Below are 25,682 nucleotides of genomic sequence, written 5' to 3'. Positions count from 1 at the left end.
CTCATGCCTTCAATCCTGCGTGTAGATCCTGCAAGCGACGGACGGTCTTCTCGGGACCGAACTTGAGCGCTTCGCAAATAGCTTCGCCAGCAGCAATGGTGGTTGTGCAGTAGATCTTGTGCTGCAGCGCATTACGACGAATGGAGTACGAGTCGGCAATCGACTGGCGACCTTCGGTCGTGTTGATGATCAGGGTGACTTCGTCATTCTTGATCATGTCGACAACGTGCGGACGACCTTCGGTCACCTTGTTGACCCGGCGCACTTTCAGGCCTGCCGCTTCGATCAGCTTGGCGGTACCGGCGGTCGCAACCACTTCGAAGCCCAAGTTGATCAGATCACGGGCCACGCCCGCAACCAGTGGCTTGTCGTCGTCACGCACGCTGATGAACGCTGTACCGCCAGTCGGCAAGACTTCGCTGGCACCCATCTGCGCCTTGGCGAAGGCTTCACCGAAGGTGTCGCCCACACCCATCACTTCACCCGTGGACTTCATCTCTGGGCCAAGGATCGGGTCGACGCCAGGGAATTTGGCGAATGGGAACACCGCCTCTTTCACGCTGTAGAAGTTCGGAATGATTTCCTTGGTGAAGCCCAGTTCCTTCAGGGTCTTACCGGCCATCACGCGGGCAGCGATCATGGCCAGGGACACACCGATGCACTTCGACACGAACGGCACGGTACGCGAAGCACGCGGGTTCACTTCGATGACGTAGATGTCTTCGCCCTGCAGAGCCAACTGCACGTTCATCAGGCCGATAACGCCCAGCTCCAGGGCCATTTTCTTGACCTGCTCGCGCATCTCGTCCTGGATGTGCGCCGGCAGCGAGTACGGTGGCAGCGAGCACGCCGAGTCACCGGAGTGAACACCCGCCTGCTCGATGTGCTGCATGATCGCGCCGATCACCACGTCGGTGCCGTCACTGACCGCATCCACGTCCATCTCGATGGCGCAGTTGAGGAAGTGATCCAGCAGCACCGGACTGTCGTTCGACACCTGGACCGCTTCGCGCAGATAGCGCTTGAGTTCTTCTTCCTTGTAGACGATTTCCATCGCCCGGCCGCCCAGCACGTAGGACGGACGCACCACCAGCGGGTAACCGATCTTGCCCGCCGCACGCACGGCTTCGTCTTCGCTGCGCACAGTGGCGTTCGGCGGTTGACGCAGGTTCAGGCGCTCGACCATCTGCTGGAAGCGCTCGCGGTCTTCGGCACGGTCGATGGCGTCAGGGCTGGTACCGATGATCGGTACGCCGGCCGCTTCCAGGGCACGCGCCAGTTTCAGCGGGGTCTGGCCGCCGTACTGGACGATCACACCCTTGGGCTTCTCGACGCGGACGATTTCCAGCACGTCTTCCAGGGTCACTGGCTCGAAGTACAGGCGATCGGAAGTGTCGTAGTCGGTGGAGACGGTTTCCGGGTTGCAGTTGACCATGATGGTCTCGTAGCCGTCATCGCGCAGTGCCAGTGCCGCATGCACGCAGCAGTAGTCGAACTCGATGCCCTGGCCGATACGGTTCGGACCGCCACCCAGGATCATGATCTTGTCGCGAGTCGACGGGTTGGCCTCGCACTCTTCCTCGTAGGTCGAGTACAGGTAGGCGGTGTCGGTGGCGAACTCGGCCGCGCAAGTATCGACGCGCTTGTAGACCGGGAACACTTCCAGCTTCTGGCGATGGGTACGCAGGTTCTTCTCGGTCACACCCAGCAGCTTGGCCAGACGTTGGTCGGAGAAACCCTTGCGCTTGAGGCGGAACATCAGGTCGCGGTCAATGGAGGACAGACCGAGGGTCTTGACGCGCTCTTCTTCCTTGACCAGGTCTTCGATCTGCACCAGGAACCAGGGGTCGATCATGTTCATGCCGAAGATTTCTTCGACGCTCAGGCCGGCGCGGAAGGCGTCCGCCACGTACCAGATACGCTCGGCGCCCGGCACGGTCAGTTCGCGCTTGAGCACGCCCATGCTTTCCGGGTTGCTCAGGTCGACCTTCTCGTCCAGACCGCAAACGCCCACTTCCAGACCGCGCAGGGCTTTCTGCAGGGACTCCTGGAAGGTCCGGCCGATAGCCATCACTTCACCCACCGACTTCATCTGAGTGGTCAGGCGCGCATCAGCCTGGCCGAACTTCTCGAAGGCAAAGCGTGGCAGCTTGGTCACAACGTAGTCGATGGACGGTTCGAAGGACGCCGGGGTCTTGCCGCCAGTGATGTCGTTCGACAGCTCGTCCAGGGTGTAACCCACGGCCAGTTTGGCAGCGACCTTGGCAATCGGGAAACCGGTGGCTTTCGAAGCCAGGGCCGAGGAACGGGATACCCGCGGGTTCATCTCGATGACGACCATGCGGCCGGTGTCCGGGCAGATACCGAACTGCACGTTGGAACCGCCGGTTTCCACGCCGATCTCGCGCAGTACCGCCAGGGAGGCGTTACGCAGGATCTGATATTCCTTGTCGGTCAGGGTCTGTGCCGGAGCAACGGTGATCGAGTCACCGGTGTGCACGCCCATCGGGTCGAAGTTCTCGATGGAGCAGACGATGATGCAGTTGTCCTTTTTGTCGCGGACAACTTCCATTTCGTATTCTTTCCAGCCGATCAGCGATTCGTCGATCAGCAGTTCCTTGGTCGGCGACAGGTCCAGACCACGGGCACAGATTTCTTCGAACTCTTCACGGTTGTAGGCGATGCCGCCGCCGGTGCCGCCCATGGTGAAGGACGGACGGATGATGCATGGGAAGCCGAGCTTCTCGAGAACCGCATTGGCCTCTTCCATGCTGTGGGCGATACCCGAGCGCGGGCACGCCAGGCCGATGGACTTCATGGCCTTGTCGAAACGCGAGCGGTCTTCGGCCTTGTCGATGGTGTCGGCGTTGGCACCGATCATCTCTACGCCGAACTTTTCCAGGATGCCTTCGCGCTCCAGGTCCAGGGCGCAGTTCAGGGCAGTCTGGCCACCCATGGTCGGCAGCAGGGCGTCTGGACGCTCCTTCTCGATGATCTTGGCGACGGTGCGCCATTTGATCGGTTCGATGTAGGTCGCATCCGCCATGGCCGGGTCAGTCATGATGGTCGCCGGGTTGGAGTTCACCAGGATGACGCGGTAACCCTCTTCGCGCAGGGCTTTACAGGCCTGGGCGCCGGAGTAGTCGAATTCGCAGGCCTGGCCGATGACGATCGGGCCAGCACCAAGAATCAGGATGCTTTTAATGTCTGTACGTTTTGGCATGGGTTTGTCACTCAAATCCGCGGGTCAGTCGGCAAGCCGTTGAACAATCCTTGAAGTTGCCAGGGGGCCGCCGCCATGCGGGGCCGCCCTGGGCATTCAGGCAATCAACGGCGCTTGGCCATCTCATTGATGAAGCGATCGAACAGCGGTGCCACGTCATTCGGGCCCGGGCTGGCCTCAGGGTGGCCCTGGAAGCTGAACGCGCTCTTGTCGGTGCGCTCGATGCCTTGCAGCGAACCGTCGAACAGCGACTTGTGGATCGCCCGGACGTTGCCTGGCAGGGTCGCTTCATCCACGGCGAAACCGTGGTTCTGGCTGGTGATCATGACGACACCGGAGTCCAGATCCTGTACCGGGTGGTTGGCACCGTGGTGGCCGTGACCCATCTTGATGGTCTTGGCGCCGGACGCCAGGGCCAGCAGTTGGTGACCCAGGCAGATACCGAACACCGGAATCTCGGTCTCGAGGACTTCCCTGATCGCCTGAATGGCGTAGTCGCAAGGCTCCGGATCGCCAGGGCCGTTGGACAGGAACACGCCGTCCGGCTTGAGCGCCAGGGCTTCGCTCGCTGGCGCCTGGGCCGGCAGCACGGTGACGCGGCAGCCGCGCTCGACCAGCATGCGCAGGATGTTCGACTTGATCCCGTAGTCGTAGGCGACCACATGGTAAGGCAGATCAGCGGCATCGATGGTCGCGTGACTGTCGGTTTTCAGGTCCCAGACCGTCGAACGCCACTCGTAGGATTTCTCGGTGCTGACGACTTTCGCCAGGTCCATGCCCTTCAGACCAGGGAAACCACGCGCTGCGGCGATGGCCGCTTCCTCGGTAATGTTGTCGCCGGCCAGGATGCAACCGTTCTGCGAGCCTTTTTCGCGCAGGATGCGGGTCAGGCGACGGGTGTCGATACCGGCGATGGCAACAACGTTGTTGGCCTTCAGGTAATCCGACAGGGACAGGGTGTTCCGCCAGTTGCTCGCCACCAGCGGCAAGTCGCGGATGACCAGGCCAGCCGACCACACACGGTTGGACTCGGCGTCTTCCGGCGTGGTGCCGGTATTGCCGATGTGCGGGTAAGTCAGGGTAACGATCTGTTGGGCATAGGAAGGATCGGTAAGGATTTCCTGATAGCCGGTCATTGCGGTGTTGAACACCACCTCACCAACGGTCTGGCCGTCGGCTCCAATGGCTTCGCCGCGAAAAATGCTGCCATCAGCAAGGGCGAGTATGGCTGGCTTAGTCAAGAAGACCTCCCGTAAATAAAGCCTGAAAGGGCGATCGCAGGTTGTAAAAAAGCGGAGTGACGTATGGACACGTCACCCCGCTTTTTTCACTGAATTATTCTGCGCGCTTTTAGTGGACACACTAAAGCTGTAGCTTACAGAAAAAGGCTTTTTTAATCCACCGCTAATGAGCCTTGAAGGCCAGGAAATGCGACAGGACGTCGCGAAGCGGTTTGAAAGGCATGCAACACAATAAGCAATGCACTCACGTGCTTACTGCACGCGCCAACATTCTACTGCATGCATCACGACTGCAGGAGCAGGCGCACCAGAAACAGGTGCGCCACTTACCTCAATGCAGGTCAAGCACATCCTGCATGTCGTACAGGCCGGCCGCCTTGCCATCCAGCCAAAGCGCCGCACGTACGGCACCCTTGGCGAAGGTCATGCGACTCGAGGCCTTGTGGGTGATTTCCAGACGCTCACCCTCGGTAGCGAACAAGACGGTGTGATCACCCACCACGTCACCACCGCGCACGGTGGCAAAGCCGATGGTGTCACGTGCCCGCGCACCGACATGCCCTTCACGGCCATAGACCGCAACCTTCTGCAGATCACGCTCCAGCGTATCGGCAATCACCTCGCCCATACGCATGGCGGTACCCGAAGGCGAATCGACCTTGTGCCGGTGATGCGCCTCGATGATCTCGATATCCGCATCCTCACCCAGCACCCGAGCGGTCAACTCAAGCAGTTTCAGCGACAGATTGACACCGACACTGAAGTTGGCAGCGAAGACAATCGGAATATCCTTGCCCGCCTCCACCAGCAACTGCTTCTGCTCGGCATTCAAACCGGTCGTACCGATCACCATGGCCTTGCCAACCTTGCGGCAGAACGCCAGGTTCTTCAGCATCACTTCCGGCAGAGTGAAGTCGATCAACACGTCGAACTCTTCAGCCACCTTGTCCAATGCATCGGACAACGGCACGCCGATCCGCCCCAGCGAAGCCAACTCACCGGCGTCGGCACCGACCAGCGAACTCCCCGGGCGAACCACGGCAGCCGTCAGACCGGCAACCGGCACCTGCTGCTGCACCGCCTCGATCAGAATCTTGCCCATGCGCCCGGCGGCGCCCATCACAGCTATACGTCGCATGCCACGCTCCTTACAGGTCGCCGAAGAAGCGCTTCATACCCTCGAACCAACCGCTGGCCTTGGGCGAGTGGGAACTGTCGACATCCAGCGAGGCACGGAACTCTTCCAGCAACTCACGCTGACGACGACTCAGGTTCACCGGCGTTTCGACAGCCACCCGGCACATCAGATCACCCGCACCACCGCCACGCACCGGAGCAACACCCTTGCCGCGCAGACGGAACTGCTTGCCGGTCTGGGTACCTTCCGGAATTTTCAGCTTGACCCGGCCATCAAGGGTCGGCACTTCCAGCTCACCACCGAGGGCGGCATCGACGAAGCTGATCGGTACTTCGCAGTACAGGTGCTTGCCGTCGCGCTGGAAAATATCGTGCTCACGTACGTTGATCACCACATACAGGTCGCCGGTCGGGCCACCCTGGGTGCCCGCCTCGCCTTCGCCCGACAGACGAATGCGGTCGCCGGTATCGACGCCCGACGGCACCTTGACCGACAGCGTCTTGTACTCTTCCACACGACCCTGACCATTGCAGGAATCGCACGGATCGGAAATGATCTTGCCCTGACCATGACAGCGCGGGCAGGTCTGCTGCACCGAGAAGAAACCCTGCTGCATGCGCACCTGACCAATACCACCACAGGTCGGACAGGTCACCGGCGAAGAACCCTTCTTCGCGCCGGAACCGTCGCACGGCTTGCAGTTGACCAGGGTCGGAACACGGATATTCACGGTGGTGCCGCGAACCGCTTCTTCCAGGTTCAGTTCCAGGGTGTAGCGCAGGTCACTGCCGCGCTGAGCACCGCCACGGGAACCGCCGCGACCGCCACCGAAGAAATCGCTGAACACGTCGCCGAAGATATCGGAGAAGTTCTGCCCGCCGAAGCCGGCACCACCGCCACCCATGCTCGGATCGACACCGGCATGCCCATACTGATCGTATGCCGCACGCTTGCTGGAGTCGGACAGCACTTCATAGGCCTCGTTGGCCTCCTTGAATTGCTCTTCCGCAGCCTTGTCATCCGGATTGCGGTCCGGGTGATATTTCATCGCAAGACGACGATAAGCCTTTTTCAGCTCCGCCTCGCTGGAGCCACGCTCGACCCCCAATACCTCGTAATAGTCACGCTTTGCCATAAATTGCCCCTGAGGCCAGCACCCGAGCGTTGTCGCATGCTGTAAAAATTTGCGTACTCCAGACACGCCAACGCGGGAGCAAGCTCCCGCGCGGCGACATCCTACCAGTCACCGCTTAAATGCAGTCAACCGGCCGACCAACAAGCAGAATTACTTGTGGTCTTTGACTTCTTCGAACTCGGCATCGACGACGTCATCCTTGTGCGCTTCTTCCTGGGCAGGCTGCGCACCGGCTTCAGGCTTGGCACCCTGTTCGGCGTACATCTTCTGCGCCACAGGCGCGGACACCTTGGACAACTCCTCGACCTTGGCGTCGATGGCAGCCTTGTCGTCGCCCTTCACGGCGGCTTCCAGGGCAACCACGGCCGCCTCGATCGCGGTTTTCTCTTCCGCGGTCACTTTGTCGCCAGCGTCGGCCACCATTTTACGAGTCGAGTGCACCAGTGCGTCGCCCTGGTTGCGCGCGGCAGCCAGCTCTTCGAACTTGCGGTCTTCCTCGGCATTCAGTTCGGCATCGCGAACCATTTGCTGGATTTCTTCATCCGACAGACCCGAGTTGGCCTTGATGGTGATCTTCTGCTCTTTGCCAGTGGCCTTGTCCTTCGCACCAACGTGCAGGATGCCGTTGGCGTCGATGTCGAAGGTCACTTCGATCTGCGGCACGCCACGTGGCGCTGGCGGGATCTCGGACAGGTCGAACTTGCCCAGCGACTTGTTCTGCGCGGCTTGCTTGCGCTCACCCTGCAGGACGTGGATGGTCACGGCGCCCTGGTTGTCGTCGGCAGTCGAGAACACTTGCGACTTCTTGGTCGGAATAGTGGTGTTCTTCTCGATCAGCGCGGTCATCACGCCACCCATGGTTTCGATACCCAGGGTCAGCGGGCTGACGTCCAGCAGCAGAACGTCCTTCACGTCACCGGCCAGTACCGCGCCCTGGATAGCCGCGCCCATGGCGACAGCTTCGTCAGGGTTGACGTCCTTGCGAGCTTCCTTGCCGAAGAATTCGGTCACCAGCTTCTGCACCAGTGGCATACGGGTCTGACCGCCGACCAGGATCACGTCGTTGATCGAACCGACGTCGATACCGGCGTCCTTCAGAGCAATACGGCAAGGCTCGATGGTGCGCTGAACCAGGTCTTCCACCAGCGACTCCAGCTTGGCGCGGGAGATCTTCACATTCAGGTGCTTCGGACCGCTCGCATCGGCAGTGATGTAAGGCAGATTGACGTCGGTCGACTGCGCGGACGACAGCTCGATCTTGGCCTTTTCAGCCGCCTCTTTCAGGCGCTGCATTGCCAGCGGGTCACCCTTGAGGTTCATGCCGCTTTCTTTCTTGAATTCGTCGACGAGGTAGTCGATCAGACGGATGTCGAAGTCTTCACCACCGAGGAAGGTGTCGCCGTTGGTGGCCAACACTTCAAACTGGTGCTCACCATCGACTTCAGCGATCTCGATCACGGAAACGTCAAAGGTACCGCCACCCAGGTCATACACGATGACGGTGTGGTCGCCCTTGGCCTTGTCCATACCGTAAGCCAGAGCAGCTGCGGTCGGTTCGTTGATGATGCGCTTGACGTCCAGACCGGCGATACGACCGGCGTCCTTGGTGGCCTGACGCTGGCTGTCGTTGAAGTAGGCCGGAACGGTGATCACCGCCTCGGTCACGGACTCGCCGAGGTAATCTTCGGCGGTCTTCTTCATCTTCTTCAGGATTTCAGCCGAAATCTGTGGCGGTGCCATCTTCTGGCCGTTCACTTCGACCCAGGCATCACCGTTATCAGCCTTGGCGATCTTGTACGGAACCATCTTGATGTCTTTCTGTACGACTTCTTCGTCGAACTTGCGACCGATCAGACGCTTTACCGCGTACAGGGTGTTGTGCGGATTGGTCACTGCCTGACGCTTGGCCGACTGACCGACCAGGATTTCGCCATCGTTGGCGTATGCAATGATCGACGGCGTGGTCCGAGCGCCTTCGGCGTTCTCGATCACCTTGACGTTGCCGTTTTCCAGAATGGAGACGCAGGAGTTGGTAGTCCCCAGGTCGATACCGATGATTTTGCCCATTTCACTCTCCCGAAACTTGGATTTTTTTGCCGCAGTGGTTATGGCCAACTGTGGTAGCACTTAAACGCTTGACTTATAGATGGGGTCGCTACGACCGATTTCAAGCCTGCTCGTCGATAGTCGGCGAAACCGGTGCAACCGCCTTGCTCACCACGACCATGGCCGGGCGCAGCAGACGACCGTTGAGCTGGTAACCCTTCTGGAACACCTTCAATACGCTGTTGGGCTCGACGTCGGCGCTTTCCTGCATGGCCATTGCCTGGTGCAGCGAAGCATTGAAGGGTTCGCCATGGGGATCGATGGCTTCCAACTGGTGACGCTTGAAGGTGTCCTGGAACATCTTCAGGGTCAGCTCGATACCTTCGCGCATCGGACGGATGCTCTCGTCATCCGGGTTGGACAGTTCCAGACCGCGCTCCAGACTGTCGAGGATCGGCAGCAGGTCACCGGCAAATTTTTCCAGCGCGAACTTGTGCGCCTTCTCGACATCCTGCTCGGCACGGCGGCGAACGTTCTGCAGGTCGGCAGCTACGCGCAAGCTCTGATCCTGTGCGGCGGACAGTTGCTCTTCGAGTGCCTGCACGCGGCTTGCCAAGTCATCGCTCGAAGCGTCGGCAGCCTGAGTGGCTTCTTGATTTTGCGCATCCAGATTCTGTTCGTCAGCCATAAAAACCTCCTTTCAATATCGTCCGCGAGCGTGGCTCACGCTTCTGCCCCCGTATATGGGGCCGCATTTTCCAGGTTCAAGTGGCGAGAAATGCAGCCACGCCGATCGAAGGACAGATACATCGCCGATCGCGCTAAAAAAACCGGACATTCAAGCGAATCGAACTAAGGCCAGGCATTGTCAGGCAAACCGAAACCACTGTATAAATAACCATATCCAACCCTGGGAGCGGCCTTCATGCTGGTGCACCTGTCCGTACACAATTACGCAATCGTCGAGCACCTCGATCTGGAACTGGATCGCGGGATGAGCGTCATCACCGGCGAAACCGGTGCCGGCAAGTCGATCATGCTCGATGCTCTCGGCCTGACCCTGGGTGATCGTGCCGACAGCGGTGTGGTGCGCCCCGGGGCGGACAAGGCCGACATCCTGGCCACCTTCGACCTGCAGGACATCCCGGAAGCGCGCCACTGGCTCGTCGAACGCGACCTGGACAACGAAGGCCCCTGCATCCTGCGCCGGGTCATCACCGCCGAAGGACGCTCGCGTGGCTATATCAATGGCTCGCCCTGCCCCCTTGGCGACCTCAAGGCCCTCGGCGAACTGCTGATCGACATTCACAGCCAGCACGAACACCAGTCCCTGCTCAAGACCGACACCCACCGCCGTCTGCTCGACGAGTACGCCGGCGCGACCGACCTCGCCCGCCAGGTACAGCTCGCCGCCCAGCGCTGGCGCCAGACCCGCCAGGAGCTTGAACGCCTGTCCAACTCCAGCGACGAACAACGCGCCCGCCACCAGCTGCTCAGCTACCAGTTGGAAGAACTGGAAAACCTCTCCCTCGGTGAAAACGAACTGGAGGATCTGGAGCAGGAACACAAGAACCTGACCAACGCCGAAACCCTGCTCGGCGTTTGCCGGCAAGTGGTCGAGCAATGCAGTGAAAGCGATTCGGGCAACGTACTCAATGCTCTCACCACCTGCCTGAATCGCCTGACCAGCGTCAGCAACGGCTCCGGTGCACTGGGCGAAGCCGCCAACCTGCTGGCCAGCGCGCAGATCCAAGTAGAAGAAGCGGTTGGCGAACTGAACCGTTTCGTCGATCACTTCGATGCCGATCAGGGTCGCCTGCAGCAACTCGAAGAGCGCCTGGATGCGATCTACACCCTGGCCCGCAAGCATCGTATCCAGCCGACCGAAGTGGCGACCCTGCAGCAGAAACTGCTGGACGAGATCGAAACCATGAACGCCAACGACGAAGCCGTCGAGCGCCTTGGCGAAGAACTGGCCGCCTATGCCCGACACTATCAGGAACGCGCCCAGGAACTCAGCGAGCTGCGCCGACAGGCCGCCACCGGCCTGGCCAGCGCGGTCGAACAGGAAATCCAGCGGCTGGGGATGCCCGGCGGTCGCTTCAACATCGAACTGCACGCCAATGCCAGTGACGAACCGCTGCCTTATGGGCTGGAGCAGGTCGAACTGCTGGTCAGCGCCAACCCGGGCCAACCACTGAAAGCCCTGGCAAAGGTCGCCTCGGGCGGTGAGCTGTCACGTATCAGCCTGGCCATCCAGGTGATCACCGCGCAGACCTCACGCATCCCGACCCTGGTCTTCGACGAAGTGGACGTCGGTATCGGCGGCCCGACCGCAGAAATCGTCGGCCAACTGCTGCGACGCCTCGGCGACCGCGGACAGGTACTGACCGTTACCCACCTGCCGCAAGTTGCCGCCCAGGGCCATCACCACCTGTTCGTACACAAGGTGCGCGGTAGCGATGCAACGCATACGGCAGTGTCCAAGCTGGGCAAGACCGAACGGGTCGAAGAGGTTGCCCGCATGCTCGGCGGCATCGACCTCACCAAGGAATCCCTGGCTCACGCGAAGAAGATGGTGGTGACCGCCAAAAGCTGAGCGACAACCCGAATCCGAACCAGAACATTTCATGTAACAAAAAAACGAAGGCGACCCTGCGGTCGCCTTCGATCGTTTCACCGGACCTGAATCCGTACGCCAGAATTACCTCTTCTTGCGTACGTACAGCACCAGGTTGTGATCCACCAGCTCATAGCCATGCTGCTCGGCGATAGCGTGTTGGAGCTTCTCGATTTCCGGGTTGATGAACTCGATGACCTCACCGGAATCCACGTTGACCATATGGTCGTGGTGGCCGCCGTCCGCCAGCTCGAATACCGCATGCCCCCCATCGAAGTTGTGACGGACTACCAGCCCGGCCGCTTCGAATTGGGTCAATACACGGTAAACCGTCGCCAGACCGACATCCTCGCCAGCCTCCATCAACGCCTTGTAGACATCCTCGGCGCTCATGTGACGCTGCTCGGCAGAATCGAGCATCTGTAGAATCTTGACCCGTGGCAGAGTCACTTTTAAGCCAGCTTTGCGTAGTTCGCTATTTTCAACCATGGTCAGCTTTCTCGCGGATGCTGCTTCGCAGCTTCTCTTAATGCGGGTATGATCGGGGTTTACGTTGTCCCAGCCAAGATAGTGGAAGTCGCCCACCGATGCAAAACACCAAGCTCTTGCTAACCAGTTTCACCTTAGTGGGACTGCTCGCACTCGCCGGTTGTTCATTCCCCGGGGTTTACAAAATCGACATCCAGCAGGGCAATGTCGTCACGCAGGACATGATAGACCAGTTACGTCCCGGAATGACCCGGCGGCAAGTACGGTTTATCATGGGCAACCCTCTGTTGACCGACACGTTCCACGCCAATCGCTGGGATTATTTGTACAGCCTGCAACCCGGTGGCGGTGAACGCCAACAGGAACGTGTCAGCCTGATTTTCAGTAATGATGACAAACTCATGAGTCTGGCCGGCGATTTCATGCCTGGCGTGAGTCGTGACGAAGCCATCCTCGGCAAGGACAGCGGCACCACCGTCGATGCGCCTGCCCAGAATGCTGAAAAACCCAAGGCAGACAAGCCAGCCAAACCAGGCTCGCTGCTCGACCAGATCCAGAAAGACGTCGATGGCGTCAAAGCCGTGCCGGTTCCGACACCAGAACCACTGGACACCTCGCCGCAGTAATATCGCCACACAACAAAAAGCCCGGCATGCCGGGCTTTTTGTTGCCTGTAAATTTGCCACAGCCAAGCGCACAACATTTTTTGTGGGAGCCGGCTTGCTGGCGATGACAACCGAACAAGCAACGCGAGACTCACGGCCCCATCACCAGCAAGCCTCCCCCACAAGCACTATGGGTTCTGCAGACGAGCCTGGGCCGCTTTCTGTGCCCGCAACCGCCTCACCTCTTTCGGGTCCGCCAGCAACGGTCGATAAATCTCGATCCGATCCCCTTCAGCCACAACCCTGACCTCAGGATCATTGACCACCTTGCCGAAAACCCCCAACGGGCAAGCCGACAGATCAGCCTCGGGAAACTGCTCTGCCATCCCCGACAATCCAACCGCAGCCCGCAACGTCGTCCCCGCCGGTACCGAAACGTCCAGCAGGCACTGACGCCCAACCTCGGCGTACACCACCTCGATGGCAACCGACGACTCAGCCATTCAGCTGCTTCGCCCGCTGACAGAACGCATCCACCAGGGTATTGGCCGCCTGATTGAACAGCGGGCCGAGGGTTGCCCGTACGACCGGCCCGGCGTAATCGAAGGTCAGGTCCAGGCTGATCTTGCAGGCCTTCTCCCCCAGCGCCTTGAACACCCACACGCCATGCAACTGAGTGAACGGCCCTTCCTCGAGATTCATCTCGATCGACTGTCCTGGCACCAGGGTATTGCGCGTCACGAACTGCTGGCTCAGCCCAGCCTTGGCCACCGATAACGTGGCGCGCATCAGTACGTCCGAGCTTTCCAGCACCTGGGAGGCCGAGCACCACGGCAGGAATTCCGGATAACGTGCGACGTCGTTCACCAGGTCATAAAGCGCCTGTGCCGGATAAGGCAGCAAGGCCGAACGTTGAATATGGGTCGTCATGTCAGCGTTGATTCCACGGCTGGGCAGCAAACAAAAGAGGGCGCATTGTCCGGGATTCATCCTACGCGCTCAAGCACGCAGCTTCACCGTAGCCGACGGACGCGCAACCCCCTATAATGCCGCCCCTATGGCTAAACAGAAGAAACACCCCACAGGGACCATCGCGCAAAACAAAAAGGCGCGCCACGATTACTTCGTCGAACAACGGTTCGAGGCTGGCCTGGTCCTGGCCGGTTGGGAAGTCAAAAGCTTGCGGGCAGGCAAGGCACAACTGGTCGACAGTTATGTCCTGCTCAAGGATGGCGAAGCCTGGCTGTTTGGCAGCCACTTCACACCGCTGACCACCGCCAGCACCCACGTCATTGCCGACCCGACGCGCACGCGCAAGCTGCTGCTCAACCAGCGCGAGCTGGAAAAGATCTTCGCCGGCGTGCAGCAGAAGGGCTACACGTGCGTCTGCCTCTCGCTGTACTGGAGCAAGCATCTGGTCAAATGCGAGATTGCCCTGGGCAAGGGCAAGAAGGAATACGACAAGCGCGATACCGAACGCGAACGCGACGCCGGTCGCGAACTGCAGCGTGCGGTGCGCAACAAGGGCAAGGAAGACTAAGCCCGGACACCGGACCGGCGTAGGAGCCGGGCTTGCCCGCGAAGAGGTCCTCAAGACCGCCAAAAGCTTCGCGGGCAAGCCACGCTCCTACAACGCTTACGCACATTCAGCTCAAATGCCTTTGCGCCGCTCCGCCCGCGCCAACCGCTGCACCTCCTGCCGAACCTCCTCCAGCACCTCCTGCACATACAGGATATGCCGGCTCGACACCTCCCGCGCCTGCTCCGCCCGCCCCTCGATAATCGCCAGGTACAACTCCCGATGCTGACTGATCAGCATGTCGCGAGTCTCCGTACGCTGCTTGTACATCCCGCCAATATTCGTCACCACATTACGCTTGAGCAGATCGAACAACCCACGAATGGTATGCAGCAACACCGCGTTATGACTGGCCTCGGCAATCGCCAGGTGGAAGTTCGCATCCGCCTCGCCCTCCTCCGCGCGGCTCACCTCGCCCGCCCGCGAATAACAGCTCTGCAGTAACTCGAACGCCACCCGCAGCCGCTCCCGATCCACCTCGGTGGCGCGCAGCGCCGCGTAATAGGCACAGGACGCCTCCAACGTATGCCGAAACTCCAGCAGATCACGTTGAGCTTCCGGATTGTTTTCCAGCAGGTGCAACAAAGGATCGCTGAACGTCGAGCCCAGCGTCTCCACCACATAGTTGCCACCGCCCTGCCGGCTGACCAGCAACCCCTTGGCCACCAGCTTCTGGATAGCCTCGCGCAACGACGGACGCGAGACGCCAAACTGCTCGGCCAGCGCACGCTCGGCCGGCAGGCGCTCACCGGGTTTGAGCGTGCCTTCGAGAATCATCCCCTCGAGCCGCTCGATAATATCGTCAGACAAACGGCGCTGACGAATCTGATCAAACCCCATCACTTACTCCTCACGCTCCCGAACCCTTGCCGGGGCCGCCTATTCTGGCCTATTGGCGCCGCGCCAGCACCCACCAGACAGCGCATAAATCACCTGATCAGCCGCTTTCCCGAGCCCCTCTGCGACGAAAGTTTCAGGGCGGCAAATTGACACACCCCCTACAAGGCTTTTAACCTAGCCCACAGCGATTGTAAATTGGTATTACCAATTATCCAAATCAGCTCATCAGCGCCTGACCAACAACAATTAGGGGCCACCCCATATGCAAACTTGGCAACAGCTCTACAGCCCACTCGGCAGCCTTGGCCTGTCCGCTCTCGCGGCCGTTATTCCCATCGTGTTCTTCTTCCTGGCCCTGGCGGTGTTCCGCCTCAAAGGGCACGTGGCGGGCAGCATCACTCTGGCGCTGGCGATCCTGGTGGCGATCTTCGCTTTCAAGATGCCGGTGGACATGGCACTGGCAGCAGCAGGCTACGGCTTCGCTTATGGCCTCTGGCCGATTGCCTGGATCATCGTGGCCGCAGTGTTCCTCTACAAACTGACGGTCAAGAGCGGTCAGTTCGAAATCATCCGCAGCTCGGTACTGTCGATTACCGACGACCAACGCTTGCAGGTGCTGCTGATCGGCTTCTGTTTCGGCGCCTTCCTCGAAGGTGCCGCCGGCTTCGGCGCCCCCGTGGCAATCACCGCTGCGCTGCTGGTGGGCCTGGGCTTCAATCCGCTGTACGCCGCTGGCTTGTGCCTGATCGCCAACACCGCCCCCGTGGCGTTCGGCGCCCTGGGCATTCCGATCATCGTCGCGGGCCAGGTCACCGGCATCGACGCATTCAAGATCGGCGCCATGACCGGTCGCCAACTGCCGCTGCTGTCGCTGTTCGTGCCATTCTGGCTGGTGTTCATGATGGACGGCCTGCGCGGCGTACGGGAAACCTGGCCGGCCGCACTGGTCGCGGGCCTGAGCTTCGCCATCACCCAGTACTTCACCTCGAACTTCATCGGTCCGGAACTGCCGGACATCACCTCGGCGCTGGCCAGCCTGATCTGCCTGACCCTGTTCCTGAAAGTCTGGCAGCCGCGCCGTAGTGCCGGTGCACAAATCGCTGGCGTCACCGCCGGTGCCGCGATCACCGCCAGCGTCGGCGGCTTCGGCCAGCCACGTAGCGCCCAGGCATCGCCCTACAGCCTGGGGCAGATTTTCAAGGCCTGGTCACCGTTCCTGATCCTCACCGTGCTGGTGACCATCTGGACCCTCAAGTCGTTCAAGGCGATGTTCGCCACTGGCGGCGCGATGTACAGCAGCGTGTTCAACTTCGCCATCCCGCACCTGGATCAACTGGTGATCAAGACCGCGCCGATCGTCGCCAACCCGACCGCCATCCCGGCCGTGTTCAAGCTCGACCCGATCTCCGCCACCGGCACGGCGATCTTCTTCTCCGCGCTGATCTCGATGCTGGTCCTCAAGATCAATGCAAAAACTGGTCTGACCACTTTTAAAGAGACGCTCTACGAACTGCGCTGGCCAATCCTGTCCATCGGCATGGTGCTGGCCTTCGCCTTCGTCACCAACTACTCGGGCATGTCCTCGACCATGGCCCTGGTGCTCGCGGCTACCGGCGCTGCGTTTCCGTTCTTCTCGCCGTTCCTCGGCTGGCTGGGCGTGTTCCTGACCGGTTCGGACACCTCGTCGAACGCCCTGTTCAGCTCGCTGCAGGCCACCACCGCACACCAGATCGGCGTCAACGACACCCTGCTGGTCGCGGCCAATACCAGCGGCGGCGTGACCGGCAAGATGATCTCGCCACAATCGATCGCCGTGGCCTGCGCCGCCACCGGACTGGTGGGCAAGGAATCCGACCTGTTCCGCTTCACGCTCAAGCACAGTCTGTTCTTCGCTACCATCGTCGGCCTGATCACCCTGGCCCAGGCCTACGTGTTCACCGGCATGCTGGTGCATTAACGTGATGCGCTGATACGAGAGCGCCGGGGTCCGTAAACGGCCCCGGCAACCGTTCCCAGTCAACCAAAGCTGCGAGTTCCCATGATCATTTCTGCCTCTACCGACTACCGCGCAGCCGCCCAACGCAAGCTGCCACCGTTCCTGTTCCACTATGCCGACGGCGGTGCCTACGCCGAGCACACCCTGCGCCATAACGTCGAGGACCTGGCCAGCATCGCCCTGCGCCAGCGCGTGCTGAAGAACATGTCCGAACTGAGCCTGGAAACCCGGCTGTTCAACGAAACCCTGAGCATGCCGGTGGCCCTGGCCCCGGTCGGCCTGACCGGCATGTACGCCCGCCGCGGTGAAGTCCAGGCCGCCCGCGCAGCCGCCGCCCACGGTATTCCGTTCACGATGTCGACGGTGTCGGTGTGTCCGATCGAGGAAGTGGCCCCGGCCATCGACCGGCCGATGTGGTTCCAACTCTATGTCCTGAAAGATCGCGGCTTCATGCGCAACGCCCTGGAACGGGCCAAGGCTGCTGGCGTGACCACCCTGGTATTCACCGTGGACATGCCGGTACCCGGCGCCCGCTACCGCGACGCCCACTCCGGCATGAGCGGCCCGAACGCCCCGCTGCGGCGGATGTGGCAAGCCATGACCCACCCGCGCTGGGCCCTGGACGTCGGCCTGCTGGGCAAGCCCCATGACCTGGGCAACATCTCCCGCTATCGCGGCAACCCGACGGGCCTCGCCGACTACATTGGCTGGCTGGGCGCCAACTTCGACCCGTCGATTTCCTGGAAAGACCTGGAGTGGATCCGCGAATTCTGGGACGGCCCGATGGTCATCAAGGGCATCCTCGACCCACAGGACGCCAAGGACGCCGTGAAATTCGGAGCCGACGGTATCGTCGTCTCCAACCACGGCGGACGCCAGCTCGATGGCGTGCTGTCCAGCGCCCGCGCGCTGCCGGCCATCGCCGACGCGGTGAAGGGTGATTTGAAGATCCTCGCCGACTCCGGCATCCGCAGCGGCCTCGATGTGGTCCGCATGATCGCCCTCGGCGCCGACACCGTGCTGATCGGCCGCGCGTTCCTCTATGCCCTTGCCACCGCCGGCGAAGCAGGCGTGAAAAACCTGCTGGAACTGTTCGAGAAGGAAATGCGCGTTGCCATGGTGCTCACCGGCGCCAAATCCATCAGCGAGATCAACCGTGATTCGCTGGTCCGTGAACTGGGCGCCTGAGCCGCGCCCGCACGACTTACCGCCTGATTGAATGGGGCCGCCCAGGGCACGCCAGATGCCACGGCCTCGTGAGGAGTTTGCATGAGCCTGCCCACCCCGTTCCTCCGCTCGGTAGAACAACTGATTCCCCGCGAACGGCGCTTTGACGATGCGCTCTCGACCCTGGCCTTCGGCACCGACGCCAGCTTCTACCGGCTGATCCCGCAACTGGTGATCCGCGTCGAATCCGAAGACGAAGTGGTCGCACTGCTGCAGTTGGCCGGCCGCGACCAGGTTCCGGTGACCTTTCGCGCCGCCGGCACGAGCCTGTCCGGTCAGGCCATCAGCGACTCGGTGCTGATCGTCCTCGGCGACCAGTGGAACGGCCGCGAGATTCGCCAGCAGGGCCAGCAGATCCGCCTGCAACCCGGGGTGATCGGCGCCCAGGCCAACGCCTGGCTGGCTCCGTTCGGTCGCAAGATCGGACCGGACCCGGCCTCGATCAACGCCTGCAAGATCGGCGGCATCGTCGCCAACAACGCCAGCGGCATGTGTTGCGGTACCGCGCAGAACACCTACCACACCCTGGCCGGGATCCGCCTGGTGCTGGCCGACGGCAGCCGCCTGGACACCGAAGACCCGACCAGCGTCGCCACCTTCCGCCAGAGCCATGGCGAACTGCTCGAGCAACTGGCGACCCTCGCCCGCGAAACCCGCGCCAACAGCGAACTGGCGACGAAGATCCGCCACAAGTACCGCCTGAAAAACACCACCGGCCTGTCCCTCAACGCCCTGGTGGATTTCGACGAGCCGCTGGATATCCTCAGCCACCTGCTGGTCGGCTCCGAAGGCACCCTCGGCTTCATCAGCGCCGTCACTTACAACACCGTGATCGACCACCCGCACAAGGCCTCGGCGCTGATCGTCTTCCCCGACGTGGAAACCTGCTGCACCGCCGTCACCGTGCTCAAGCGCCAACCGGTGTCCGCCGTCGAACTGCTCGACCGCCGCAGCCTGCGCTCGGTACAGGACAAACCCGGCATGCCGGCCTTCGTTCGCGAACTGTCGGACAACGCCTGTGCCCTGCTGATTGAATCACGCGCCGCCAGCTCGTCGCTGCTGCATGAACAACGGGCGCAGATCATGGCCTCGCTGGCCCGCTTCCCGGTGGAAAAACAAGTCGACTTCACCGAAGATCCGACGGAAAACGCCAAGCTCTGGGCGATCCGCAAGGACACCTTTCCAGCGGTCGGCGCCGTGCGCCAGACCGGCACCACGGTGATCATCGAGGACGTGACCTTCCCGGTCGAACAACTGGCCATCGGCGTCAACCGCCTGATCGAGCTGTTCGACAAGCACCACTACGACGAAGCGATCCTGTTCGGCCATGCCCTGGAAGGCAACCTGCACTTCGTCTTCACCCAAGGCTTCAACAGCGCCGCCGAAGTCGCCCGTTATCAGGCGTTCATGGATGACGTGGCGCACCTGGTGGCCGTGGAGTTCGGCGGCTCGCTCAAGGCCGAGCACGGCACCGGGCGTAACATGGCGCCCTTCGTCGAAAAGGAATGGGGCAGCGACGCCTACCAACTGATGTGGGCCATCAAACGCCTGCTCGACCCTCAAGGTATTCTCAACCCGGACGTGGTGCTCAGCGACGATCCGCAGATCCACCTCAAGCACCTCAAGCCGCTGCCGGCCGCCGACGAAATCATCGACAAGTGCATCGAGTGCGGCTTCTGCGAACCGGTCTGCCCCTCCAAGGGACTGACCCTCAGCCCACGCCAACGCATCGTCATCTGGCGCGACATCCAGGCGAAAAAACGCGCCGGCGTCGACACCAGCGAACTGGAGGCCGCCTACCACTACCAGGGCATCGACACCTGCGCCGCCACCGGCCTGTGCGCCCAGCGCTGCCCGGTGGGCATCAACACCGGCGAACTGGTGAAAAAGCTGCGCGGCCGCGAAGCCACCCACGTGAAGCGCGCCGACTGGCTGGCCACGAACTTCGCCAGCACCTTGCAGGGCGTCCGTTTCACCCTGCATGTCGCCAATGGCGCCCGCATGCTGCTCGGCGCGCCACGCCTGGCTCGGCTGTCGGCAGGGCTGACGCGGCTGTCCAAAGGTCGCTTGCCCCAGTGGACCAACGCCATGCCACAACCCGAACGCGCGGTGCGCTTCAGCCCGGCTGTCACCGATGAACGCCCACGCGTGGTCTACCTGGCCGCCTGCGTCTCGCGGGTGATGGGCCCGGCGGCCGGCGACAAGGAACAGATGTCACTGCTCGACAAGACCCGCGCGTTGCTGGAAAAGGCCGGCTACCAGGTGGTCTTCCCGGACAACACCGACCAACTGTGCTGCGGCCAGCCATTCGCCTCCAAGGGTTACGTCGAGCAGGCCGAACACAAGCGCCAGGAACTGATCGGCGCACTGCTGCACGCCAGCCGCGGTGGCCTTGATCCGATCTACTGCGACACCAGCCCCTGCACCCTGCGCCTGGTCCAGGACCTGGGCGACAGCCGCCTCGACCTCTACGACCCGGTGCGTTTCATTCGCACACACCTTATGGATAAGTTGACCTTCACCCCGCAGGACGCACCAATTGCCGTGCACGTGACCTGCAGCACCCAGCACCTGGGCGAAAGCCAGGCGCTGATCGACCTGGCGCGGCGTTGCAGCAACACCGTGGTGATCCCCGAAGGCATCCACTGCTGTGGCTTCGCTGGCGACAAGGGCTTCACCACCCCGGAGCTGAACGCCCACTCGCTGCGCACGCTCAAGGATGCCGTGCAGCACTGCGAAGAAGGCATCTCCACCAGCCGCACCTGCGAAATCGGCCTGAGCCAGCACGGCGACATCGACTACCACGGCCTGGTCTACCTGGTCGACCGCGTCACCCAAGCCAAACCTCTCAAAACCCCACCGCCCAACTGAACACCAACGCCCAACTGTAGGAGCGTGGCTTGCCCGCGAAGCTTTTGGCGATTTTGAGGACGCCTTCGCGGGCAACCGAGCATCGGCCGGCCGCTCCTGTAGTCCCCAACCGCTCTCAACAAAAACAGAACCTTGCACACCCCGTGCAGTCTATTAAGCAAGTCCCACCAACCGGGCCCCATCTGCCGCTTCGGCAACCTCGCTGCCTGAACCCAGGTTCAAGGAGATCCCCATGAAACGTTCCATACTGCCCGGCCTGTTCGTTGTCACCGCACTGCTTGCCGCACCGGCCTTCGCCGACGGCGAAAAAGACCTGTGCGCCAGCAACCTGCAAACCATCAGCAGCGCCAAGACCACTATCATCGCCGCCGACCTCCAGGGCGAGATCGAGAACAGCGTCCAGCAGGCCAGGGCGGCCCAGGCGCAAAACACACAGGAAGGCACCAGGAACTGCATCTCCATCACCCAACGCGCGATCCAGCAAATCCAGAACAGCCAGAAAGGCGGTTAGTCAAAAAACCGCACGCCACGCTTTGGGATGGCCTTTCGAGCCACGTTGGCGTACACTGAACCTACCTGCTGGAAAGCACAGCAGGTTCGGGGCCGTTTTGGATTCGACGCCGGTTGCGAAACTTTAGGTGCATGCCGAGTTGGTAACAGAACTCGTAAATCCACTGTTGCAACTTCCTATAGTTGCCAATGACGACCAATACGGTGCTGCTCTCGCTGCTTAATTGCAGCTGACATGCACTCCTGGTACCTTCGGGTCCAGCAATCATCAGGGGATGTCTGTAAACCCAAAATGATTGTCATATAGAACAGAATCGCCGTGCAGTACGTTGTGGACGAAGCGGCTAAAACTTACACAACTCGCCCAAAGCACCCTGCCCGTCGGGTCGCTGAGGGTTAACTCAATAGACACGGCTACGCATGTAGGACCGACAGCGGAGTACTGGCGGACGGGGGTTCAAATCCCCCCGGCTCCACCAAATGATCAAAAAAAGACGTCCAAGGGCGTCTTTTTTTGTGCCTGCGACTCAGTAAACACGCGGCCTCCAGCGCTTTTACGGTCTTTTGAGAGTTTTTGAGTTCCAGCGGTTGGGGTATTCCATACGGTATTCCAGCTCACCCGATGCTAATCTTTGGAATACCGAATCAGTGCCTGAGGAGAAACTCATGCCTGCTCAAAACCTCCGTCTCTCCGATCGACAGCTCAAGGGAGTCAAACCCGCGTCCAAGGATTACGTCCTCACTGACGGTGACGGTTTGCAGCTCCGAGTACGCAGCAACGGCTCGTTGCTGTGGAATTTCAACTACCGCGACCCGGTGACCAAGAAGCGCATCAACATCGGCTTCGGGACCTATCCCGAACTGTCGCTGGCGAACGCACGTAAGCTGGCAGTCGATGCGCGCGAGCTGCTTGCCCAAGGCATCGATCCGAAGGTGCGGCGCAATACGCTGAATGAAGCCAAGCGCGCAGAAACGGAACACACCTTCGAGAACGTGGCCACCGCCTGGTTCGAGCTCAAGAAAGACTCGGTCACTCCTGCTTACGCCGAGGACATCTGGCGGTCGCTCACGCTGCACGTGCTCCCCGATTTGAAGACGACCCCACTCGCGAAAATCACCGCGCCGATGGTGATCGGACTGCTTCGCCCAATCGAAGCGAAAGGCAGCCTGGAGACGGTCAAGCGTCTCAGCCAGCGGTTAAACGAGATCATGACCTACGGCGTCAACTCCGGCCTGGTCTTCGCCAACCCACTCACCGGCATCAGGGCAGTATTCAAGAAGCCCAAGAAAGAGAACATGGCCGCGCTTCCACCCGAAGAACTTCCCGAGCTCATGCTGGAGATCGCGAACGCCAGTATCAAACGTACGACCCGCTGCCTGATCGAATGGCAGTTACACACGATGACTCGCCCCGCAGAGGCGGCGACCACTCGCTGGGCAGACATCGACTTTGAAAGGCGTGTCTGGACTATCCCTCCTGAGCGGATGAAGAAGCGCCGCCCGCATAGCATCCCGTTGAGCGATCACGCTGTCGCACTGTTGGAGTCACTGAAGACTCACAGCGGCCATCGCGAATACGTCTTCCCAGCAGACAGAAATCCGCGCACCCACGCCAATAGCCAAACCGCCAACATGGCGTTGAAACGCATGGGCTTCCAGGATCGGTTGGTCAGCCACGGCATGCGCTCGATGGCCAGCACCATCTTGAATGAGCATGGCTGGGACCCGGAACTCATTGAGGTCGCCCTGGCGCACGTCGACAAGGATGATGTGCGCAGTGCCTACAACCGAGCCGACTACATCGAGCGACGGCGGCCGATGATGGCCTGGTGGAGTGAGTACATCCAGAAAGCCGCCACCGGCAGCCTGCTCGCTTCAGCGTACGGCCAAGTCAGAGACAAGAACGTGGTGCCGATTCGCTAGCGCTGTGCAGGCGCAAGAATTGCGGCAACAACTGAACGTTCAAGATTCGGGGCAAGCAGCCTCGCTTATCCGCTTCTCAGCGCGGGTCCATCCAAACAGGGCTGCAAAGCCGCCCTGTTTGGATGGACCTCATTTTGAAGAGCTAAAAGCCACGACGTTGTCCGGGATTTACCACGGAATTCCACCGGTGGATAACGGCTTTTCACGTCACCAAGAGCGCTGAATTTCGGCCCTTGACCGGGTTTATCCACAGGCGTAGAACTGGTCGTGCAAAGGCTGTCGATGACAGCACCCCAGGTGACCCGAACCTTAAAGGTCACGCCGCTCCCGCGGTGGTTCTCCCCAAGGGCGATTCGCATCCGGCAGCTCGCCCGGTCACTACCCATGTGATGGATGCTCTTACACATATAGCGCTCGTGCGCCAGCTACACCGTACCTCGCTGCCCTGCAGCAACCTATCCGATTGGCCGAATGTTGCGCCAACCTGTGCCCGTCTCTTTCTTCGGAAAGAGACGGGCACTTTTACCATTGCTGCAGCCCTGATCGCACATGGCTTTGCGGCAATCCCCCTCGTGACAATCGGCGTGACAAACGCCGATGTCACCAGCAACAGCACTGCAGATGATGGTGCCGCAGACCAGGAATGGACTGCACCTGACTGACAGTCAGGCATGCCCCGGTCATCGCACCGCTGCGTACACCCGGCTCAGGATCTTCAGGCGCTGGTCTCGTCAGCCAATGCAGCCTCCACCCGCCCACCGGTAATGGTGTTGAGGAGGCCAGATCATGAGATGCCCTTGCTCCCGGTCGTAAGGAGCCGCCAGTCCCGCGTTAGAGGACATCCCCACAGGTCGCAGGGGCCTTGATCCCTGATAACACTCAGCATTCTTGGCGGGATGACGTGGGGCGAGGATCGGAGAGCGGCTGATGAGGTGACCGACATGGCATTGGTAGGTAGACGCGATGGCCGTAATTTCGGCTACGGCAGGCAATTGAGCTACGCAGGTCCGCAGGCGCTCAAAGACATGTTCGGCGGCGGTCACTACGGCACGGTGAGGGCACACTGTGATCGGTGGCAGGCATTCGTGAAGTGGTGCCGCTCCGAACAAGGGCCCGGTCTCAATGATGCGCGGCTTATTGATCGGGAGGTGCTGGCCGACTATGCGGCGTATCTGCGCGACATGGTTAGCCGCGGTGATCTCGCCGTCAGCACCGCACAAAACCGACTATCCAGCGTTAACAGGACTATGGCGGCGCTTCGTGGTGATCAGTGCGTGAAGTTGCCAAGCCCGAGCAAGGCGCTGGCTATGCAGCGCACCGGGGTTCGACAGTCGGTGCCGCAGGGCCAAGACCGCGAACAGGTTAAGCAAATCGTCGATGCGCTTTGCAGTCTTGACCAGAGACGGGTCGCAGCGATCGTCTTGTTGGCGCGAGCCACCGGCATGCGCTTGCGTGAGGCCATCTTGGCCGACCTGCCGCGGCTTATCCGTGAGTGCGAGCAACACGGGAAGATCAACATCCAGGACGGCACCAAAGGAGGCCGCTCTGGTGCGTCGGCGCCACGCTGGATTACGGTAGATGATCGTATCCGTGACGCCCTGAAGTTTTGCGAGCTGTTCTCGCCCAAGGGTAGCCGCAACCTGCTTGCAGCGAGCGAAAGTTACTCCGACTTCTTGCAGGGAGTCGTCCGGCCCGTACGAGACATCCTCCGTACGCAGTACCTCAAAGGCTTCCATGAATTGAGGGCGGCCTATGCCTGCGAACGCTACGAACAAATTACCCATCATCCCGCGCCGGTGAACGGCGGTATGTGCTATCGAATAAATCGACAGCTCGATCAAGAAGCCCGAAAGCAAGTTAGCTATGAGTTGGGGCATGGCCGTGTTGAGGTGGTAGCGGCGTACATCGGGGGAAGAACATGACCAGGCCCTTTGATATGGAGCTGTTCTTGTCGGGTGTTTTGACGGGATCATGCGCTACGCGCCAACGCCATCTGCGTCAGGCGAAGGTGATCCAATCCGCAATCGCTGAGCGATGGCAATGCGACAATCCGTGGGCTTGGCAGAGGAAACACCTTGCCTGGTTTCTCAATCATCACCTGAAGCAGCGCAGTGGCGCGACACGCTATTACTACTTACTGACCGCACGGTTGCTCATTTCTAGACTGGGAAAATTATGGTTGCTCACCTACTGAGCCGAGGGTCGGAACACGGCTAGAAGCGGCCCCCCGTCAACGGAA

The 25,682-nt window shown here is 60.9% G+C and carries 20 protein-coding genes and 1 other RNA gene; 11 read left to right on the top strand and 10 right to left on the bottom strand.

Annotation, left to right across the window (positions count from 1 at the left end; all coding sequences use genetic code 11):
* Nucleotide 1: 1 nt before the first annotated feature.
* The 6 genes from carB to grpE all read right to left on the bottom strand — a co-directional run bounded on the left by carB (nt 2) and on the right by grpE (nt 9,471).
* On the bottom strand, nt 2–3,223 hold the full coding sequence (gene carB / locus BLU37_RS11220; RefSeq protein ID WP_010447262.1) for a carbamoyl-phosphate synthase large subunit: 3,222 nt from the start codon (nt 3,221–3,223) through the stop codon (nt 2–4).
* 104 nt (nt 3,224–3,327) lie between these two features.
* Nucleotides 3,328–4,464 (bottom strand): glutamine-hydrolyzing carbamoyl-phosphate synthase small subunit, encoded by a 1,137-nt coding sequence (gene carA / locus BLU37_RS11215; RefSeq protein ID WP_019361323.1) that lies wholly within the window; start codon nt 4,462–4,464, stop codon nt 3,328–3,330.
* A gap of 331 nt (nt 4,465–4,795) precedes the next feature.
* Nucleotides 4,796–5,602, bottom strand: coding sequence for a 4-hydroxy-tetrahydrodipicolinate reductase (gene dapB, locus BLU37_RS11210; protein WP_090204827.1), 807 nt, complete (start codon nt 5,600–5,602; stop codon nt 4,796–4,798).
* A gap of 10 nt (nt 5,603–5,612) precedes the next feature.
* A complete protein-coding gene (dnaJ, locus tag BLU37_RS11205) occupies nt 5,613–6,737 on the bottom strand; it encodes a molecular chaperone DnaJ (protein ID WP_090204825.1) in 1,125 nt (374 codons plus the stop codon).
* Between the two features lie 150 nt (nt 6,738–6,887).
* Nucleotides 6,888–8,804, bottom strand: a complete 1,917-nt coding sequence (gene dnaK / locus BLU37_RS11200) for a molecular chaperone DnaK (RefSeq protein WP_029532806.1) — start codon at nt 8,802–8,804, stop codon at nt 6,888–6,890.
* Between the two features lie 100 nt (nt 8,805–8,904).
* A complete protein-coding gene (gene grpE / locus BLU37_RS11195) occupies nt 8,905–9,471 on the bottom strand; it encodes a nucleotide exchange factor GrpE (RefSeq protein ID WP_010447269.1) in 567 nt (188 codons plus the stop codon).
* Between the two features lie 237 nt (nt 9,472–9,708).
* Between grpE and recN the strand changes: the two genes are divergently transcribed.
* Nucleotides 9,709–11,382 (top strand): DNA repair protein RecN, encoded by a 1,674-nt coding sequence (gene recN / locus BLU37_RS11190; protein WP_090204823.1) that lies wholly within the window; start codon nt 9,709–9,711, stop codon nt 11,380–11,382.
* A gap of 105 nt (nt 11,383–11,487) precedes the next feature.
* On the opposite strand, the gene fur is transcribed toward recN, so the two are convergent.
* Nucleotides 11,488–11,892 carry a ferric iron uptake transcriptional regulator gene (gene fur / locus BLU37_RS11185; protein WP_010447273.1) on the bottom strand — a complete coding sequence of 135 codons (405 nt, stop codon included), beginning with the start codon at nt 11,890–11,892 and terminating at the stop codon, nt 11,488–11,490.
* A 98-nt stretch (nt 11,893–11,990) separates the two neighbouring features.
* Between fur and BLU37_RS11180 the strand changes: the two genes are divergently transcribed.
* Nucleotides 11,991–12,518 carry an outer membrane protein assembly factor BamE gene (locus BLU37_RS11180; protein WP_010447276.1) on the top strand — a complete coding sequence of 176 codons (528 nt, stop codon included), beginning with the start codon at nt 11,991–11,993 and terminating at the stop codon, nt 12,516–12,518.
* A gap of 167 nt (nt 12,519–12,685) precedes the next feature.
* On the opposite strand, the gene BLU37_RS11175 is transcribed toward BLU37_RS11180, so the two are convergent.
* Nucleotides 12,686–13,000 carry an RnfH family protein gene (locus tag BLU37_RS11175; protein ID WP_090204820.1) on the bottom strand — a complete coding sequence of 105 codons (315 nt, stop codon included), beginning with the start codon at nt 12,998–13,000 and terminating at the stop codon, nt 12,686–12,688.
* Entirely contained in the window at nt 12,993–13,427 is a 435-nt protein-coding gene (locus tag BLU37_RS11170) for a type II toxin-antitoxin system RatA family toxin (protein WP_010447281.1), read from the bottom strand. The genes BLU37_RS11175 and BLU37_RS11170 overlap by 8 nt, the downstream gene beginning before the upstream one ends.
* A gap of 127 nt (nt 13,428–13,554) precedes the next feature.
* Here BLU37_RS11170 and smpB point away from each other — a divergent pair, with 127 nt between their 5' ends.
* Nucleotides 13,555–14,037 (top strand): SsrA-binding protein SmpB, encoded by a 483-nt coding sequence (gene smpB / locus BLU37_RS11165; RefSeq protein ID WP_010447282.1) that lies wholly within the window; start codon nt 13,555–13,557, stop codon nt 14,035–14,037.
* Between the two features lie 111 nt (nt 14,038–14,148).
* On the opposite strand, the gene BLU37_RS11160 is transcribed toward smpB, so the two are convergent.
* A complete protein-coding gene (locus BLU37_RS11160; protein WP_010447283.1) occupies nt 14,149–14,916 on the bottom strand; it encodes a GntR family transcriptional regulator in 768 nt (255 codons plus the stop codon).
* Between the two features lie 262 nt (nt 14,917–15,178).
* Between BLU37_RS11160 and BLU37_RS11155 the strand changes: the two genes are divergently transcribed.
* The 8 genes from BLU37_RS11155 (at nt 15,179) to BLU37_RS29440 (ending at nt 25,637) form a co-directional block, all read left to right on the top strand.
* Entirely contained in the window at nt 15,179–16,873 is a 1,695-nt protein-coding gene (locus BLU37_RS11155) for a lactate permease LctP family transporter (RefSeq protein WP_090204816.1), read from the top strand.
* A gap of 81 nt (nt 16,874–16,954) precedes the next feature.
* Nucleotides 16,955–18,100, top strand: coding sequence for an FMN-dependent L-lactate dehydrogenase LldD (lldD, locus tag BLU37_RS11150; protein WP_010447285.1), 1,146 nt, complete (start codon nt 16,955–16,957; stop codon nt 18,098–18,100).
* A gap of 81 nt (nt 18,101–18,181) precedes the next feature.
* Nucleotides 18,182–21,010, top strand: coding sequence for an FAD-binding and (Fe-S)-binding domain-containing protein (locus BLU37_RS11145; RefSeq protein ID WP_090204813.1), 2,829 nt, complete (start codon nt 18,182–18,184; stop codon nt 21,008–21,010).
* 232 nt (nt 21,011–21,242) lie between these two features.
* The gene (locus tag BLU37_RS11140) at nt 21,243–21,521 is read left to right on the top strand and encodes a hypothetical protein (protein WP_010445540.1); all 279 of its coding nucleotides are present in this window, start codon (nt 21,243–21,245) and stop codon (nt 21,519–21,521) included.
* Nucleotides 21,522–21,609: 88 nt separating this feature from the next.
* Nucleotides 21,610–21,999: a transfer-messenger RNA gene (gene ssrA, locus BLU37_RS11135) on the top strand.
* Nucleotides 22,000–22,186: 187 nt separating this feature from the next.
* The gene (locus BLU37_RS11130) at nt 22,187–23,443 is read left to right on the top strand and encodes an integrase domain-containing protein (RefSeq protein WP_090204810.1); all 1,257 of its coding nucleotides are present in this window, start codon (nt 22,187–22,189) and stop codon (nt 23,441–23,443) included.
* Nucleotides 23,444–24,384: 941 nt separating this feature from the next.
* A complete protein-coding gene (locus tag BLU37_RS11120) occupies nt 24,385–25,365 on the top strand; it encodes an integrase domain-containing protein (protein ID WP_090210930.1) in 981 nt (326 codons plus the stop codon).
* Nucleotides 25,362–25,637 (top strand): hypothetical protein, encoded by a 276-nt coding sequence (locus BLU37_RS29440; RefSeq protein WP_090204808.1) that lies wholly within the window; start codon nt 25,362–25,364, stop codon nt 25,635–25,637. The genes BLU37_RS11120 and BLU37_RS29440 overlap by 4 nt, the downstream gene beginning before the upstream one ends.
* Nucleotides 25,638–25,682 lie beyond the last annotated feature (45 nt).

Source organism: Pseudomonas asplenii, assembly GCF_900105475.1.
In the GTDB taxonomy this organism is placed as follows: domain Bacteria; phylum Pseudomonadota; class Gammaproteobacteria; order Pseudomonadales; family Pseudomonadaceae; genus Aquipseudomonas; species Aquipseudomonas asplenii.
This window is presented reverse-complemented; position numbering and strand designations above follow the sequence as displayed.

What these genes read in the sequence shown, in the direction of transcription:
- carB (WP_010447262.1), bottom strand. Translation starts at nt 3,223, where the DNA reads ATGCCAAAACGTACAGACATTAAAAGCATCCTGATTCTTGGTGCTGGC.
- dapB (WP_090204827.1), bottom strand. Translation starts at nt 5,602, where the DNA reads ATGCGACGTATAGCTGTGATGGGCGCCGCCGGGCGCATGGGCAAGATT.
- dnaJ (WP_090204825.1), bottom strand. Translation starts at nt 6,737, where the DNA reads ATGGCAAAGCGTGACTATTACGAGGTATTGGGGGTCGAGCGTGGCTCC.
- dnaK (WP_029532806.1), bottom strand. Translation starts at nt 8,804, where the DNA reads ATGGGCAAAATCATCGGTATCGACCTGGGGACTACCAACTCCTGCGTC.
- grpE (WP_010447269.1), bottom strand. Translation starts at nt 9,471, where the DNA reads ATGGCTGACGAACAGAATCTGGATGCGCAAAATCAAGAAGCCACTCAG.
- recN (WP_090204823.1), top strand. Translation starts at nt 9,709, where the DNA reads ATGCTGGTGCACCTGTCCGTACACAATTACGCAATCGTCGAGCACCTC.
- fur (WP_010447273.1), bottom strand. Translation starts at nt 11,892, where the DNA reads ATGGTTGAAAATAGCGAACTACGCAAAGCTGGCTTAAAAGTGACTCTG.
- BLU37_RS11180 (WP_010447276.1), top strand. Translation starts at nt 11,991, where the DNA reads ATGCAAAACACCAAGCTCTTGCTAACCAGTTTCACCTTAGTGGGACTG.
- BLU37_RS11175 (WP_090204820.1), bottom strand. Translation starts at nt 13,000, where the DNA reads ATGGCTGAGTCGTCGGTTGCCATCGAGGTGGTGTACGCCGAGGTTGGG.
- BLU37_RS11170 (WP_010447281.1), bottom strand. Translation starts at nt 13,427, where the DNA reads ATGACGACCCATATTCAACGTTCGGCCTTGCTGCCTTATCCGGCACAG.
- smpB (WP_010447282.1), top strand. Translation starts at nt 13,555, where the DNA reads ATGGCTAAACAGAAGAAACACCCCACAGGGACCATCGCGCAAAACAAA.
- BLU37_RS11160 (WP_010447283.1), bottom strand. Translation starts at nt 14,916, where the DNA reads ATGGGGTTTGATCAGATTCGTCAGCGCCGTTTGTCTGACGATATTATC.
- BLU37_RS11155 (WP_090204816.1), top strand. Translation starts at nt 15,179, where the DNA reads ATGCAAACTTGGCAACAGCTCTACAGCCCACTCGGCAGCCTTGGCCTG.
- lldD (WP_010447285.1), top strand. Translation starts at nt 16,955, where the DNA reads ATGATCATTTCTGCCTCTACCGACTACCGCGCAGCCGCCCAACGCAAG.
- BLU37_RS11145 (WP_090204813.1), top strand. Translation starts at nt 18,182, where the DNA reads ATGAGCCTGCCCACCCCGTTCCTCCGCTCGGTAGAACAACTGATTCCC.
- BLU37_RS11140 (WP_010445540.1), top strand. Translation starts at nt 21,243, where the DNA reads ATGAAACGTTCCATACTGCCCGGCCTGTTCGTTGTCACCGCACTGCTT.
- BLU37_RS11130 (WP_090204810.1), top strand. Translation starts at nt 22,187, where the DNA reads ATGCCTGCTCAAAACCTCCGTCTCTCCGATCGACAGCTCAAGGGAGTC.
- BLU37_RS11120 (WP_090210930.1), top strand. Translation starts at nt 24,385, where the DNA reads ATGGCATTGGTAGGTAGACGCGATGGCCGTAATTTCGGCTACGGCAGG.
- BLU37_RS29440 (WP_090204808.1), top strand. Translation starts at nt 25,362, where the DNA reads ATGACCAGGCCCTTTGATATGGAGCTGTTCTTGTCGGGTGTTTTGACG.